This is a genomic window from Terrabacter sp. Root181, from assembly GCF_001428505.1.
Classification (GTDB): domain Bacteria; phylum Actinomycetota; class Actinomycetes; order Actinomycetales; family Dermatophilaceae; genus Terrabacter.
The window spans coordinates 184,915-199,793 of the sequence record NZ_LMHU01000007.1 but is presented as its reverse complement, the minus strand read 5'-3'; the positions used below and the strand labels follow the sequence as shown (position 1 = coordinate 199,793).

Genomic DNA, 14,879 nt, shown 5'->3' with positions numbered 1-14,879 from the left:
GTCAGAGCGCTGTGAGGCTCAGATGTCGAAGTACAGTTCGAACTCGTGCGGGTGCGGACGGAAGCGGATCGGGTCGACCTCGTTCTTGCGCTTGTACTCGACCCAGGCCTCGATGAGGTCCTGCGTGAACACGTCGCCCTCGAGGAGGTAGTCGTGGTCGGCCTCGAGGGCGTCGAGCACCTCGGGCAGCGAGCCGGGCACCTGCTGGATCGCGGCGTGCTCCTCGGGCGGCAGCTCGTAGAGGTCCTTGTCGACCGGCTCCGGCGGCTCGATGCGGTTCTTGATGCCATCGAGACCGGCCATGAGCTGGGCGGCGAAGCAGAGGTACGGGTTCGCCGACGGGTCGGGAACGCGGAACTCGATGCGCTTGGCCTTCGGCGACGTGCCGGTGATCGGGATGCGGACGCACGCCGAGCGGTTGCGGGCCGAGTAGACCAGGTTGACCGGCGCCTCGTAGCCGGGGACCAGGCGGTGGTAGGAGTTCACCGTCGGGTTCGTGAAGGCGAGCAGCGACGGGGCGTGCTTGAGCAGGCCGCCGATGTACCAGCGCGCGAGGTCGGACAGACCGCCGTAGCCGCGCTCGTCGTAGAAGAGGGGCTCGCCGTCCTTCCAGAGCGACTGGTGCGTGTGCATGCCCGAGCCGTTGTCACCGAAGAGCGGCTTCGGCATGAACGTCGCGGTGTGGCCCTGCTTCCACGCCGAGTTCTTGACGACGTACTTGAACTTCATCAGGTCGTCGCCGGAGTGCAGCAGCGTGTTGAAGCGGTAGTTGATCTCCATCTGACCCGCGGTGCCGACCTCGTGGTGGCTGCGCTCGACGTTGAGACCGACCTCCTTGAGCTCGAGGCAGATCTTGTCGCGGAAGTCGGCGAAGTGGTCGACGGGGGAGACGGGGAAGTAGCCGCCCTTGTAGCGGGTCTTGTAGCCCTTGTTGCCGCCCTCCTCCTCCCGGCCGGTGTTCCACGCGGCCTCGACGGAGTCGATGAAGTAGTAGCCGGCGTTCTGCTTCGTCTCGAAGCGCACGTCGTCGAAGACGTAGAACTCGGCCTCGGCGCCGAAGTAGGCGGTGTCGGCGATACCCGTGGACTTGAGGTACTCCTCGGCCTTGCTCGCGATGTTGCGCGGGTCGCGGCTGTAGCGCTCGTCCGTGAAGGGGTCGAGGATCGAGAAGTTCATGACCAGCGTCTTCTCGACGCGGTAGGGGTCGACGAAGGCGGTGGCGGGGTCGGGCACGAGCTTCATATCGGACTCGTGGATCGCCTGGAAGCCACGGATAGAGGACCCGTCGAACATCTGACCAACGGTGAAGAAGTCCTCGTCGACCGACTCAGCCGGCACGTTGAAGTGCTGCATGACACCGGGCAGATCGCAGAACCGAATGTCGACGAACTTGACGTCCTCGTCCTTGATGAACGTGAGGACCTCGTCAGCTGAGCTGAACATCCAACCTCCTGATGTGGGGCGAGGTCGTCTCCCGGTCCTGGGCTCCGAGGAGCGGCAGAGATCGAGCGACGGCCTCGTGCTGTCGGTGTCGACACTATCGACTGCCGATTTCTCTGCAATGACCCTCATGTTTCACGGGTGTTACGGATGGACAGGCCCGGGCAAAGCCCGCGAGCCGTGCCTCGTTACGCTGGACCCGTGGTGGACCGCAAGGATTTCGGCTCGTGGCTCGAGGGCCCGCGAGCGCGCACGAGCGCCGACGGGCAGTACCGAGGCCGCGACCTCGGCCTGCCACCGCACGGACCGGGCTCCGTGGCCGGCTTCGGCATCCGCTTCGCGGGCGTGCTCATCGACTGGACCATCGCCTCGCTCATCGCGCGGGGTCTCTTCGGGGTGCCGCTCCCGTTCTCGCAGCCGCCGGCGTCGGGAGGGCAGGGCTTCGTGGTGCTCGCCGTGTTCGGCGTCATGCACCTCGTGCTCGTCGGCACGGTCGGCTTCACGATCGGCCATCGGATCATGGGCCTGCAGGTGCGCTCGCTCGTGGGTGAGCGTGTCCTGCCGCTCCAGGCGATCGCGCGCACCCTCCTGCTCTGCCTCTTCCTGCCCGCCGTGGTCTGGGACCGTGACGGCCGGGGCCTGCACGACAAGGTGCCCAACACTGTCATCGTCCGCACCCGCTGACGCAGGCCTGACGCAGGCCTGACGCAGGCCTGACGCAGGCACGACGCAGGCGCTGCCCGGGACGGGTACGCGGAAGGGCCGGTTCCCACGGGAACCGGCCCTTCCGCATACCTTCTTGGTCGCACCGCCGTGGCGGTCGGGATCACTTGCCGCGCAAGGCCTTCCGGTCCATGCGGGCGCGCATCGGGTCGACGCCGGGAGGAAGCGGAGCACGGAGACCTCCGAGCGCCTTGAGCCGCTTGTTGACGAGGGCCATCTCGTCCTTGGTGATCTGTGGCTTGAGGCGCTGGACCTTGCTCGCGAGCTTGGGCAGCGGGACCTCGTTGTCGCCGGATCCGACGCGCATCGTGGTGACCGGGACGCCGGGGGCGACGCGCTCGACGCGCTTCCTCTCGGTGGCGAGCAGCTTCTGGACGCGTGCCGTCGGGCCCTCGCCGACGAGGACGACGCCGGGCCGTCCGAGGGCGCGGTAGACCATGGCGGCCGAGTTGATGTCACCCGGGCGGGCGACGTCGGCGGCGACGGGCTCGCGGTCGGTGTACCAGCCACGACGGATCGAGGTGAGGGCGGCACCGGCGGCGCCGGCCTGGCCCTCGATCTGGCTGTAGGCCGCCCGCTCGGCGCGGCGGCTCATGACGATCGTCGCGGCGAGGACGCCGAAGAGCACCCCGAAGATGCCGAAGATCCACGGCAGCTTGACGAGGAAGCCGATGACGAGCAGCACCCCGAAGACGACGAGGAACGACAGCAGCATGAACCAGCCGATGAGGGGGTCAGCCTGCTTGGAGACCCGGTAGACGTCACGGATCTGGGACAGCCGTCCCTGCTTCTTCTCCTGGAGCGCGCTCGTCGCGTCGCCGTCCTTGTTGCGTGCCATGGTGCTCAGGATACGGCGCTCTGGGCGCGGGCCACCAACGACGCCGCCTCCTGGCGCGCGGGGGACCCTGCGGCCTCGGCCAGGTGGGAGAGGTGCGCGGGGATCTCGCGGCCCCACTTGCGCATCGCGGTGGCCCAGAGACGACCGGCGCGGTACGACGAACGCACGAGCGGACCGGCCATGACGCCCTTGAAACCCATCTCCTCGGCCACCTCGGACCAGTGGACGAACTCCTCGGGCTTGACCCACCGGTCGATCGGGTGGTGCAGCTTGGAGGGCCGGAGGTACTGCGTGATGGTCAGGATGTCGCAGCCGGCGTCGTGGAGGTCGCGGATGGCCTCCTCGATCTCGGTGTCGGTCTCGCCCATGCCGAGGATGAGGTTGGACTTCGTGACGAGCTCCGCCTCGCGCGCCATGCTCAGCACGGCCAGCGACTTCTCGTAGGTGAAGGCGGGACGGATGCGCCTGAAGATGCGCGGCACCGTCTCGAGGTTGTGGGCGAACACCTCGGGGCGGGCGTCGAAGACCTGGCCGACGAGCTCGGGCTTGGCGCCGAAGTCGGGCGGGAGGATCTCGACGCCGGTGTTGGGGTTGAGCAGGTGGATCTGGCGGATCGTCTCGGCGTAGAGACCGGCGGCGCCGTCGGGCTGGTCGTCGCGGGCGACGCCGGTCACGGTGGAGTAGCGCAGTCCCATCCGGGCGACCGACTCGGCCACGCGTCGCGGCTCGTCGAGGTCGAGGGTGGTCGGGCGGCCGGTCGCGATGTCGCAGAAGTCGCAGCGCCGGGTGCACACGTCACCCCCGATGAGGAAGGTGGCCTCCTTGTCCTCCCAGCACTCGAAGATGTTGGGGCAGGCGGCTTCCTGGCACACCGTGTGGAGTCCCTCGGACTTCACCATTGAGTGCAGGGCGGTGTACTCGGGCCCCATCTTGGCGGTGGTCCTGATCCAGGACGGCTTGCGCTCGATGGGGGTCTCGGCGTTGCGCGCCTCGACGCGCAGCAGACGACGGCCGTCGGGAACGACAGACACACGGGCTCCTTGGTCGGGATTTGCTGCTCCGCACAGGTTACGCCTCCCCGCGGACCGTCCCGGACCACCCTCGACGTGGGCGTATGCCGGGTGGTCGGGTCGGGCGGGGGCCTGACCTCGGGCGTCAGGTGACGTCGCGCCGCCGGAACGACACGAGGCCCGCCAGCACGACCGCGAGAGCCATGCACAGCAGGAAGACCCAGCCGTGCGTGTAGCTGAGGGTCCGCTCGGCGTACTCGCACGACGAGGGGCCGCAGGACTCGGCGGCGTACGTGGTGCCCCGGTCGACGAACGCCTCGATGTTCTCGAGGACCGACCACTGCTGGAGCCGGCCCTGGAGGAACGCCTGGATGACGATGCCCTCGACCACCACGGCGAAGCCGAGCACGGTCCCGATGATCGCCGCCGTGTGGCGCAGGAGCAGGCCGAGCGCTGCCCCGACGACTCCGGCGCCCAGGGCCAGCGCGACGATGCGCAGCCCGAGCAGGGCCAACGGCTCCTCGAGCGGCGGCGCCTGCGGCAGCTGGAGGTCGGAGCCGGGGCGGTTGACGACGGCGACCATGCGGGCGCCGAGGTTGGTCAGGACGAGCCCGAGCACCGCGACGACGGCGCCACCCACGGCGGCCGCTATGAGCTTGCTGGCGGCGACGCGCAGCCGTCGTGGCTGGAAGGTGAGCCAGAGGCCCATCGAGCCGGTGGAGAACTCGGCCCCGACGAAGCTCGCACCGAGCAGCAGGGCGACGAACGCGAGCAGCAGGGCGATGGTCCGGGCGATGCCCTCGGTGACGATGTCCGCGACGGGCAGGCCGATCCCCATCTCCTCGAGCGTCGGGGTCTGGGCCTGCTGGTCGCAGCCGAGGTCGAGCGTCTGGTCGCCGCTGCGGTCACGCTCGATGGCCTGCTGCCTGCGACAGTCCTCGACGATGCGGGGTGCTTCCTGCTGCATGATCCGGTAGCTGTCGAGCTGCTGGGCGAGGCGCTCGGGCGAGGTCTCGTTGTAGGCGTTGTAGACGGTCGCGCCGATGAAGACGACGACGGCGGCGACGACCACCTTCGTCAGCCGGCGCCACCAGAGGCGACGCAGCTCGACGCCGACGAGGCCGGCGAACGAGGTGCCCTTGGGCTGCCGCTCGGTGCGGGGCCGGGAGTCGGGGGAGACGAGCGTCTCGCTCATGCCACACCACCGCTCCGGCGTCCACCGGCGGCCCGGTCGGCATCGCTCCCGAGCCCCTCGTCGGCGGTGAGTGCGAGGAAGGCCGACTCGAGGTCCGGCCGAACCGGCACGAGCTCGGAGACGTAGAGACCGTGCCCGGCGAGGGACCGGGTCACGGCCGAGGGGTCGTCGGTGCCGACGACGAGGTACGCGTCGTCACGGGTCAGCGTGAAGCCGTCGGCAGCCAGCACCTCGGCGGCCCGGTCGGGGGAGGCGACGGCGACGCGTACCTGGGCGGTGCCGGCGGCACCGGCGCCTCCGAGGATGTCGCTGACGCGCCCCTCGGCGAGCAGCGACCCGTGCCCGATGATCGACACCGTGTCGGCGACCTGCTCGACCTCGGCAAGGATGTGTGAGCTGACGAGCACCGTCTTGCCCTGGGCGCCGAGTGACGACATGGTGTCGCGCACCTCGCGGATCCCCGCCGGGTCGAGCCCGTTGGTGGGCTCGTCGAAGATGAGCAGGTCAGGGTCCTTGAGCAACGTCGCCGCGATGGCGAGGCGCTGCTTCATCCCGAGGGAGAACCCGGCATACCGGTCGCGACCGCGGTCGCCGAGGTGCGTCGCCTCGAGGACCTCGTCGACACGGTGTCGCGGGCTGCCGATCGCGCCGGCGAGGAGCACGAGGTTCTGGCGCGCGGTGAAGGCGGGGAAGAACTTCGGCGACTCGACGATGGCACCCACCCGGTCGATGACGTGGGGCAGTCGCTTGGGCACCGCCTCGCCGAAGACCTCGGCGGTGCCCGAGTCGGCACGCACGAGGCCGAGCAGCATCCGGATCGTCGTCGTCTTGCCCGAGCCGTTGGGGCCGAGGAAGCCGTGGACGCCACCGAGGGGCACGGACATGGACAGGCCGGTGACGGCCACACGTCGTGACCCGCGGCTCAGGTACGTCTTGCGTAGGTTGACGGTGCGGACGGCGACGTCCATCGATCCCCCTGGTTCGACCGGTTGGTGGTCGACACCCTAGGGGGTGCCACCACCCGACCGGGCGTGAACCCTCCGGTCACGACACGGCATACGGCCTCGGGGGCGGCGTCGTTCAGGCGAGGGCGCGGCGGTTGGGCTGGAGCGTCGGGAGGATGTCGGCCAGGTGCTTCTCGACGTGCGGGAGGACCTCGGTGACGGGCACGTCGCGCCCGAGCTCGAACGACAGGGACGTCACACCGGCACCGACGATGCCGCACGGGATGATGACCTCGCCCCACGACAGGTCGGGGTTGCAGTTGAGCGCGAAGCCGTGCATCGCGACCTGCCGGCTGACGCGGATGCCGATGGCACCGATCTTGCGACGCGGCCCGCGGTCGTCGGCGGCGATCCACGTGCCGCTCTCGCCCTCGACGCGCCCGGCCTCGACGCCGAAGTCGGCGCAGACCCGGATCATCATCTCCTCGATGTGCCGGACGTAGCCGACGACGTCGATGGGCGCCGGCAGCCGCACGATGGGGTAGCCGGTGATCTGTCCCGGGCCGTGCCAGGTGATCTTGCCGCCGCGGTCGACGTCGATAACGGGTGTGCCGTCGCTGGGTCGTTCCTGCGGCTCGGTGCGCTTGCCGGCCGTGTACACCGCGCGGTGCTCGAGGAGGTAGACGGTGTCGGGCTCCTCGCCCGCCACGACCTTCGCGTGCATGTCGCGCTGGACCTGCCAGGCCTGCTCGTAGTCGACGAAGTCGGGGTCGAGGCCGAGGTGGACGAAGCGCATGCGGTCACCCTACGCCGGGCGGCATACGATGCCGGAATGCCTGGCACCGACCCGTCCCCGTCCACCCCGCTGCGCGTCGGACTCGTCGGCTACGGCTCCGCGGGGCGAGGCATCCACGCCCCGCTCATCGTCCGGGCCGGCCTCTCGGTGGCGGCCGTCTCGACGTCGAACGCGACACGCGCCGACGAGGTGCGTGCCGACCTGCCGGGCACCGAGGTCGTCCCCGACCTCGAGACCCTTCTCGGCGTCGACGGCCTCGACCTCGTCGTCCTCGCCTCGCCGAGCGGGGTGCACGCGGAGCAGGCCGAGCGGGTCGTCGAGGCGGGCATCCCGCTCGTCGTCGACAAGCCGCTCGCCGTCGACGCGAGCCGCGCGCTCGACGTCGTCGACCTGGCCGCCCACCACGGAGTGCCCCTCACGGTCTTCAACAACCGCCGCTTCGACCCCGAGCTGGCGGCTCTGCGGATCGTGCGCGACGACGAGCTCGTCGGTGAGATCTGGCGAGCCGAATACCGTTGGGACCGTTGGCGCCCGGTGCCCAAGCAGCGCTGGCGCGAGCAGGTCACCGCCGAGGAGGGTGGCGGCCTGCTGCTCGACCTGCAGACACACCTCGTCGACCAGGCCGTGCTGCTGCACGGGGAGGTCGAGTCGGTCTACGCCGAGGTCGACTCGCGCACGACGGTCGCCGAGGACGACACCTTCCTCGCCTGCCGGCACACCTCCGGCGTCGTCAGCCACGTCATGTCCAGCTCGGTCAACGGCGCCCCCGGGCCGCGCGCCCGCGTCAACGGCTCGGCCGGATCCTTCGTCATCGGAAGACAGTTCGACGACGTCAGCTCGTTCACCGAGTTCGAGAACCAGGGCGACGCCGTCGGCTGGGTCGTGCGCGGCGACGAGCGCGAGCCGGGGCCCGTCGTGACGGACGCCGACCAGGCGGACTTCTACCGCGCGGTCGCGGTCGCGCTGGTGTCGTCCGACCCGCAGGCGACGATGCCGGTCGACCCGCGCGACGCCGTCCACGTGCTCGCCGTCGTCGACGCCGCGCGCATCAGCGCCCGTGACCGTCGGGTCGTAGACGTCGTGACTCCCGGCCAGACCCCCTGACCGGAACCGTCGGCACCGTCGACGTCGCGTATGCCGTGTGGCGCGGCCCGTCGTCTGGTCCCGTCGTCGTCCGGGCCCTGTGGATGACGCGCCCGCGCACCGTCGGGGCGGTGCTTGCATGAGCGCATGGACGACCAGGAGCGAGAGCAGCCGGGGCAGGCGCCACCGGAGCGTCCCGACGTCCCGGGACACCGCGTCGACGCCGTCATCGGCACCGGAGGGTCAGCGGTCGTGTGGTCGGGGGTCGACGCGACGGGACGACGGGTGGCGATCAAGGTGCCGCACCTCGTCCGTGACGAGCTCGACCGGCAGCAGTCCCTCGCCGAGCAGCAGGTCCTGCTGGCCGTGCAGCACGACCACCTGGTGCCGCTCCGGTCGGTCGTGCCCCTCGCCGACGGCCGCGAGGCCCTCGTGTTCGACCTCGTCACCGGGGCCCAGCTGGCCGGGATGGTGCGCTCCCGCGGTCACCTGCGGCCGGGCGAGGTCGTCACGGTCCTCACGCCCGTCTGCGAGGCCGTGGCGCACCTGCACGCGGCCGGAGGCCTGCACGCCGACATCTCGCCGTCCAACATCACGGTGACCTCCGACGGGCGACCGGTCCTGCTCGACCTCGGTGCGGTGCGCGTGGCCGGAGGTGAGCCCGGGGTCGTGCACGGCACTGCGGGCTTCGTCGCGCCCGAGGTGCTCCTCGGGGCGCGGCCCGACGAGGCCTCCGACGTCTACGCGCTCGGGGCCGTGGCGTGGTTCTGCCTCACCGGCAACGGTGCTCCCGACACGATGCTGCGTCTCGACGAGGCGACCGTCGTGAGCCACGTCGGCCCCGAGCTCGCCTCGGTCGTGGCAGCGGCGATCGACCCCGAGCCGGACCGTCGGCCGAGCGCCGCCGATCTCGCCGGCCTCTTCTACGACGCGGCCCCGCCGGAGGCCGTCGAGGTGGTCGTCGGCCCGGACCAGGCGTCGGCACTGACCCACCGCCTCCGGGCCGAGGCAGGTCGCGAGCCGCCTCCCCCGGCGCCCGGCCCGCGACCGTCGTCACGTCGCGTGGTCGCGTCGGCGCTCGTCGTGTCGGCGCTCGTCGCCGTGCCGCTGCTCGTGGCAGCGGGGTGGGCGTGGGCGGGGCGGGCACCGGACCCGTCCACGTGGTCGGCACACGCCGCGACGACGCTCGCACGGCCCGCGTCCACCACACCCGGGGCGTCCGGTGCCGCGGCAGTGCCGGGGCCGCACAGGACACCGCCGCGCACGGTCCCGGGGCCGACCGCGTCCACGGTGGTGACGACTTCGACGCCGCCCCGCCCGCCGGCACGTCCCGCACCGGGCGCGACCACGTCCGACTCGGTCCTGCGCGAGGCCACGAGCCCCTCGCTACGCCCCGAGGACGTGCTGCAGGTCCTCAGCGACCGGCGCTCCGTCGCGCTCGTCGACGGCGACGTCACAGCCCTGGCGGGAGTCCACGCACCCGGTTCGCCGAGCCTCGCCGCCGACCGGGCGCTGCTCGCCGGACTCGCCGGCGCCCGCACGCGCTGGGAGGGACTGCGGCTCGAGGTGGCCGAGGCGCTCTTCGTGTCGGGGTCACCGACGGAGGCGGTGGTGCGCGCCCGGGTCGACTGGACGGCATACACCGTCGTCACGGCGGACGGCGCGAAGCAGGGGCGCCCCGCTGACGTCGGCCGTCAGCTCGACTTCCGGCTGGTGCGCGGGCCGCAGGGCTGGCGGATCAGCGCGCTCAGCGCCTCACCAGCCACCTGACGGCGCCGTCGAGGTCGGGGTGCTCGAAGGTGAACCCCGAGGCGAGCAGGGCCGCAGGCTCGACGCGCTGGCTCGCGACGACGTAGTCGGCGAACTCGCCGATGACGGCACGGATGGCGAAGTGGGGGGCGGGGACGAACGCCGGCCGCGAGAGCGCCGACCCGATGGCCGACGCGATCTCGCGCTGCCGCGCGGCCCCCGGGGCTGCCAGGTTGAAGGGCCCCACGAGTTCCGGGTGGTCGAGGAGGTGCAGGATCGCACGCACTTCGTCGACGAGCGTGATCCACGGCCACCACTCGCGGCCCGAGGCCATCGGACCGCCGAGGCCGAGACGGCCGAGCAGCACGACCTGCTCGAAGGCGCCACCCTCGTGTGCCATGACGAGTCCCGTCCGGACGAAGGCGACGGGGAGGCCCGCGTCGACGGCGGGCCGGGCCGCGCCCTCCCAGCGGACGACGACACCGGAGAGGAAGTCCTGCCCCGGGCCGCTCGTCTCGGGGAGGTGCTCCTCGCCCCGGTCGCCGTAGTAGCCGACGGCCGACGCGTTGACGAGCCGGATGGCCTCGCCGGTGCGGTCGCGGTGGGTGACGAGTGCCTGGGCGACCGTCCCGGTGGCGTCGGTGCGTGACCGCTCGACCTCCCGCTTGTGCTCGGCGTTCCACCGGCGGTCACCGATGCCGACGCCCGCCAGGTTGACGACGGCGTCGACCCCGTCGAGCGCGCCCTCGTCGAGCCGTCCCCGGGCGGGGTCCCACTGGACCTCGCCCGGGGCAGCGGGGGAGTGGCGCACGAGACGGATGACCTCGTCACCGCGTTCGGCGAGGGCACGACGAAGCGCGCCGCCGATCAGACCGGACGAGCCGGTGACAGCGACGCGCTTCGTCATGGGGTGCTCCTCATGCAGGGGAACCTCAGGCCTCGAACTGGCCCTCTTCGAGCCGGGCCTTCATCGTGCCGAGGAACCGCGCGGCGTCGGCACCGTCGACGATGCGGTGGTCGTAGGACAGCGCGAGGTACATCATCGAGCGGATCGCGATGGTCTCGCCGCCGTCGACGTCGGTGACGACCACGGGGCGCTTGACGATCGCGCCGGTGCCGAGGATGGCCACCTGCGGCTGGTTGATGATCGGCGTGTCGAAGAGCGCGCCACGGCTGCCGGTGTTGGTGATGGTGAAGGTGCCACCGGCGAGGTCGTCGGGCGTGATCTTGTTGTTGCGCGTGCGTGCGGCGACGTCGGCGATCGCGCGGGCGAGGCCGGCGATGTTGAGGTCACCGGCGTTCCTGACGACCGGGACGATAAGGCCCTTCTCGGTGTCGACGGCGATCGAGAGGTTCTCGCTGCCGTGGTAGACGACCTCGTCGCCCTCGATGCTCGCATTGACCATCGGGTGCGCCTTGAGCGCCTCCGTCGCGGCGAGAGCGAGGAACGGCAGGAAGCTCAGCTTCGTGCCCTCGCGGGCCTCGAAGTCGCTCTTGACCCGGGCCCGCAGGCGAGCCACCTTCGTCAGGTCTACCTCGACGACGGTGGTCAGCTGTGCCGACACCTGCAGCGACTCGACCATGCGGGTGGCGATGACCTTGCGCAGGCGGGTCATCTTCTCGCGGGTGCCGCGCTTGGGCGAGACCGTTGCCGGGGCCGTGGACGCGGCGGGAGCGGCGGGAGCGGCCGCCGGAGCAGCCGGCTGGGCGGCCGGTGCGGGCGCGACCGGCGCCTTGGCGGCCTCGGCGGCGTCGAGCACGTCCTGCTTGCGGATGCGACCGCCGACGCCGGTGCCGGTGATCGAGCCGAGGTCGACACCGTGCTGGTTCGCGAGCTTGCGCACGAGCGGCGTGACGTAGGCGGCGGCGTCGTCGCGCGACGGCGTCGGGGCCGGGGCGGCGGCCTCGGGGGACTGCTGGGCCGGAGGACGCTCGGCGTCGGCCGGCGTGCCGGCGGCCGCAGGGGCCTCCTCCTCCTGCTGCTCCTGAGCGGGAGCCTTGGGTGCCTCGGCAGCGGGCTCGGGTGCCTTCTCGGGCTCGGGCTCAGGCGCCGGCTCCGGGGCCTTCTCGGGCTCCGGTGCTGCGCCGGCTGCGGGTGCACCGCCGCCGATGACGGCGAGGTCGGCACCCACGGGGACGGTGTCGTCCTCCTGGACGAGGATCTTGGTCAGCGTGCCGGCGACGGGCGACGGGATCTCGGTGTCGACCTTGTCGGTCGAGACCTCGAGGAGGGGCTCGTCGACGGCGACCTCGTCGCCCTCGGACTTCAGCCAGCGCGTGACGGTGCCCTCGGTGACGGACTCGCCGAGAGCAGGCATCGTCACCGTCTGGCCCTCGCCGCCACCCGACGCCGAGGCGGCGGCCTGCGGCTGCTCCGCCTGCGCGGCCTCCGGCTCGCTCGTGGCGGCCTGCGGCTCCTGCTCGGTGCTGGGCGCCTCCGGTGCAGGGGCGGCCTCGGGCTCGGGTGCCTCCTCGGGCGCGGCCTCCGGCTCGGCGGCCGGGGCGTCGCCACCCGACGCAGGGGCGTCGCCGTCACCGATGACGGCGAGGTCGGCGCCGACGGGGACGGTGTCGTCCTCCTGGGCGAGGATCTCCTGGAGGGTGCCCGCCACGGGGGAGGGGATCTCGGTGTCGACCTTGTCCGTCGAGACCTCGAGCAGTGGCTCGTCAACCTCGATGCGGTCACCGACGTTCTTCAGCCAGCGGGTGACGGTCCCCTCGGTGACGGACTCACCCAGGGCCGGCATGGTCACGCGTTCTGACATGACGTGTTTTCTCCTCTTCCCAGTTTCTGGCTCAAGCGTGTGCGTGCAGGGGCTTACCCGCCAAGGCCAAGTGTGCCTCGCCGAGTGCCTCGTTCTGTGTGGGGTGCGCGTGGATGAGACCGGCGACGTCCTCCGGGTGCGCCTCCCAGTTGACGATGAGCTGTGCCTCGCCGATCTGCTCGCCCATCCGGGCCCCGATCATGTGGATGCCGACGACGGGTCCGTCGACCTGACGCACGAGCTTGACGAAGCCCTGGGTGCCGAGGATCTGGGACTTGCCGTTGCCGCCGAGGTTGTACTCGTACGTCGCGACCTCGCCGTGCTTCTCACGCGCCTGGGTCTCGGTGAGCCCGACGCTCGCGATCTCGGGGTCGCAGTAGGTCACCCGGGGGATGCCCGTCTCGTCGATGACGGCCGGAGCGAGACCCGCGATCTCCTCGGCGACGAAGATCCCCTGGGCGAAGCCGCGGTGCGCCAGCTGCAGGCCCGGCACGATGTCGCCGACGGCGTAGACGCCGGGGGCGCTGGTGCGCAGGCGCTCGTCGGTGGGCACGAAGCCGCGGTCGACCGTGACGCCTGCGGCTTCGTAGCCGAGCCCGTCGGTGACCGGGCCCCGCCCGACGGCGACGAGCAGGAGGTCGGCCTCGATGGTCTCGCCCGACTCGAGCGAGACGGTGACGACGTCGCCCTTCTGGGTCGCGCCGGCGAAGGCGACTCCGGTCTTGAAGGCGATCTTGCGCTTGCGGAAGGAGCGCTCGAGCTGCTTGCTGATGGCCTCGTCCTCGGCGGCGACGAGCCGGGGCAGGGCCTCGACGATCGTCACCTCGGAGCCGAAGCTCCTGAAGACCGAGGCGAACTCGACGCCGATGACGCCGCCACCGAGGACGACGACCCGGGCGGGCACGTCGTCGATGGAGAGCGCCTGCTCGCTCGTCATGATGCGGCCCCCGATCTCGAGACCGGGGAGCGACTTCGCGTAGCTGCCGGTCGCGAGCACGACGTTGCGGCCCGTGACGCGTCGGTCGCCGACGACGACGGTGTGCGGGCCGTCGAGGATACCCGCGCCCTCGACGTAGTCGATCTTCGCTGCCTTCACCAGGCCCTGCAGGCCCTTGTAGAGACGGCTGATGACGCCGTCCTTGTACGCGTTGACGCCCGACATGTCGACCGACTCGAAGGTGGTCTTGACGCCGAACGACGCGCCCTCGCGGGCGACGTCGGCGACCTCGGCGGCGTGGAGCAGCGCCTTGGTCGGGATGCAGCCCTGGTGCAGGCAGGTGCCCCCCAGACGCCCCTTCTCCACGAGCGCCACGGAGAGCCCCAGCTCTGCCGACCGCAGGGCGCAGGCGTAGCCGCCGGACCCTCCACCGAGAATGACGACGTCGTAGTCGCCTGCGGCACCAGCCGGCATGTGCATGTGCTCCTTCGGGTGAATCGCCTGCTCCCGCCGTCGTGCAGCAGGAGTCCGCGGAGGTTCGGGCGTACGCATGGGTGAGCGTACGGGTGGGCGTGCAACAGCATCTTGTCATTGATCGGATGAGACGTCACAGGCAGGTCACGCCGCCCGGCGCGCTGTGGCGGCGGGCACGGCCGGACCACGTACAGTGCCGCCATGGGCTGGTTCTCACGACGCGGCAGCCGCAAGGGTGACGGGCGTCCCACCCGCTCCGACGGGCCGCAGATGGAGATCGACCGCAAGGCGGTCGAGCAGCACCTCCGCTCGTTCGTCGACTCCCGGCTCGGCGTCGAGGCGTACGTCGAGCCCGCCACGAGCGTCAGCCCCACGACGATCGTGCTCATCGCCTGGGACGGCGAGTGGACGCGGCGCGCCGTGGGCTCGCCGAAGGAGGGTCTCGAGATCAGCCAGAAGCTCGGCGTGCCGGTCTACGACGTCAACAAGACGGGCTATCCCAACCGGATGCGCGAGTGGAGCAAGCGCCGACGTCAGGGAGACGCCTGACCCGGCCACACGGCATACGACCTCGTGGTCGGTTGCCGGGCAAAAGGGGTGGACCGGGTCCCGGTTCGCCTGACAGGGTGAAAAGTGTTCAGTCCGTGCCGGATTCGGCGCCACAGCACACAGGAGGTTCTCGAATGTCGAAGCAGGATGGCGAATCCAGCGGTCCGAGCGAGGAGATGAAGGCCAAGTTCCGGGCCGCGCTCGACAAGAAGCACGCCCACGGTGGCAAGGACGTCTCCGACGACCACGACCGCACCAAGGTGCACGGCGCACACGGCCCCGCCAAGGCCCAGCAGATGTTCCGTCGCAAGTCCGGCGGCTGACCACAGCCGCACACGCCGAGAGGCCACGTCCCCCCAGGACGTGGCCTCTCGTG

Annotated in this window: 14 protein-coding genes; 5 read left to right on the top strand and 9 right to left on the bottom strand. The window is 71.2% G+C overall.

Going from position 1 to position 14,879, the window contains the following annotated elements:
- Positions 1 to 18: 18 nt before the first annotated feature.
- Entirely contained in the window at positions 19 to 1,443 is a 1,425-nt protein-coding gene (glnA, locus tag ASD90_RS15085; RefSeq protein ID WP_056758228.1) for a type I glutamate--ammonia ligase, read from the bottom strand.
- A 198-nt stretch (positions 1,444 to 1,641) separates the two neighbouring features.
- On the opposite strand from glnA, the gene ASD90_RS15080 reads away from it, so the two are divergent.
- On the top strand, positions 1,642 to 2,124 hold the full coding sequence (locus ASD90_RS15080; protein ID WP_082588760.1) for an RDD family protein: 483 nt from the start codon (positions 1,642 to 1,644) through the stop codon (positions 2,122 to 2,124).
- Between the two features lie 142 nt (positions 2,125 to 2,266).
- Here ASD90_RS15080 and ASD90_RS15075 read toward each other — a convergent pair whose 3' ends face one another.
- The 5 genes from ASD90_RS15075 to lipB all read right to left on the bottom strand — a co-directional run bounded on the left by ASD90_RS15075 (position 2,267) and on the right by lipB (position 6,946).
- Positions 2,267 to 3,001, bottom strand: coding sequence for a DUF4191 domain-containing protein (locus tag ASD90_RS15075; protein WP_056758222.1), 735 nt, complete (start codon positions 2,999 to 3,001; stop codon positions 2,267 to 2,269).
- Between the two features lie 5 nt (positions 3,002 to 3,006).
- Positions 3,007 to 4,032 carry a lipoyl synthase gene (gene lipA, locus ASD90_RS15070; protein ID WP_056758219.1) on the bottom strand — a complete coding sequence of 342 codons (1,026 nt, stop codon included), beginning with the start codon at positions 4,030 to 4,032 and terminating at the stop codon, positions 3,007 to 3,009.
- A 124-nt stretch (positions 4,033 to 4,156) separates the two neighbouring features.
- Entirely contained in the window at positions 4,157 to 5,206 is a 1,050-nt protein-coding gene (locus tag ASD90_RS15065) for an ABC transporter permease subunit (RefSeq protein WP_056758216.1), read from the bottom strand.
- Positions 5,203 to 6,174, bottom strand: coding sequence for an ATP-binding cassette domain-containing protein (locus ASD90_RS15060; RefSeq protein WP_056758213.1), 972 nt, complete (start codon positions 6,172 to 6,174; stop codon positions 5,203 to 5,205). The genes ASD90_RS15065 and ASD90_RS15060 overlap by 4 nt, the downstream gene beginning before the upstream one ends.
- A 112-nt stretch (positions 6,175 to 6,286) precedes the next feature.
- Positions 6,287 to 6,946, bottom strand: coding sequence for a lipoyl(octanoyl) transferase LipB (lipB, locus tag ASD90_RS15055; RefSeq protein ID WP_056758210.1), 660 nt, complete (start codon positions 6,944 to 6,946; stop codon positions 6,287 to 6,289).
- Between the two features lie 36 nt (positions 6,947 to 6,982).
- On the opposite strand from lipB, the gene ASD90_RS15050 reads away from it, so the two are divergent.
- Both ASD90_RS15050 and ASD90_RS15045 read left to right on the top strand, forming a co-directional pair.
- The gene (locus ASD90_RS15050) at positions 6,983 to 8,050 is read left to right on the top strand and encodes a Gfo/Idh/MocA family oxidoreductase (protein WP_056758208.1); all 1,068 of its coding nucleotides are present in this window, start codon (positions 6,983 to 6,985) and stop codon (positions 8,048 to 8,050) included.
- A gap of 126 nt (positions 8,051 to 8,176) precedes the next feature.
- On the top strand, positions 8,177 to 9,799 hold the full coding sequence (locus ASD90_RS15045) for a serine/threonine-protein kinase (RefSeq protein WP_056758206.1): 1,623 nt from the start codon (positions 8,177 to 8,179) through the stop codon (positions 9,797 to 9,799).
- On the opposite strand, the gene ASD90_RS15040 is transcribed toward ASD90_RS15045, so the two are convergent.
- From ASD90_RS15040 to lpdA, 3 genes are read right to left on the bottom strand one after another with little or no spacing between them, the layout of a single operon-like run.
- A complete protein-coding gene (locus ASD90_RS15040) occupies positions 9,777 to 10,685 on the bottom strand; it encodes a TIGR01777 family oxidoreductase (protein WP_056758204.1) in 909 nt (302 codons plus the stop codon). The two genes, ASD90_RS15045 and ASD90_RS15040, sit on opposite strands and share 23 nt — an antisense overlap.
- A gap of 25 nt (positions 10,686 to 10,710) precedes the next feature.
- Positions 10,711 to 12,543, bottom strand: a complete 1,833-nt coding sequence (sucB, locus tag ASD90_RS15035) for a 2-oxoglutarate dehydrogenase, E2 component, dihydrolipoamide succinyltransferase (RefSeq protein WP_056758201.1) — start codon at positions 12,541 to 12,543, stop codon at positions 10,711 to 10,713.
- A 31-nt stretch (positions 12,544 to 12,574) separates the two neighbouring features.
- Positions 12,575 to 13,954, bottom strand: coding sequence for a dihydrolipoyl dehydrogenase (gene lpdA / locus ASD90_RS15030; RefSeq protein ID WP_056758920.1), 1,380 nt, complete (start codon positions 13,952 to 13,954; stop codon positions 12,575 to 12,577).
- Positions 13,955 to 14,155: 201 nt separating this feature from the next.
- Between lpdA and ASD90_RS15025 the strand changes: the two genes are divergently transcribed.
- Positions 14,156 to 14,503: a hypothetical protein gene (locus tag ASD90_RS15025; protein WP_056758198.1), complete on the top strand. Its 348-nt coding sequence runs from the start codon at positions 14,156 to 14,158 to the stop codon at positions 14,501 to 14,503.
- A gap of 134 nt (positions 14,504 to 14,637) precedes the next feature.
- Positions 14,638 to 14,826, top strand: a complete 189-nt coding sequence (locus tag ASD90_RS15020; RefSeq protein ID WP_020145427.1) for a DUF5302 domain-containing protein — start codon at positions 14,638 to 14,640, stop codon at positions 14,824 to 14,826.
- Positions 14,827 to 14,879: the final 53 nt, after the last annotated feature.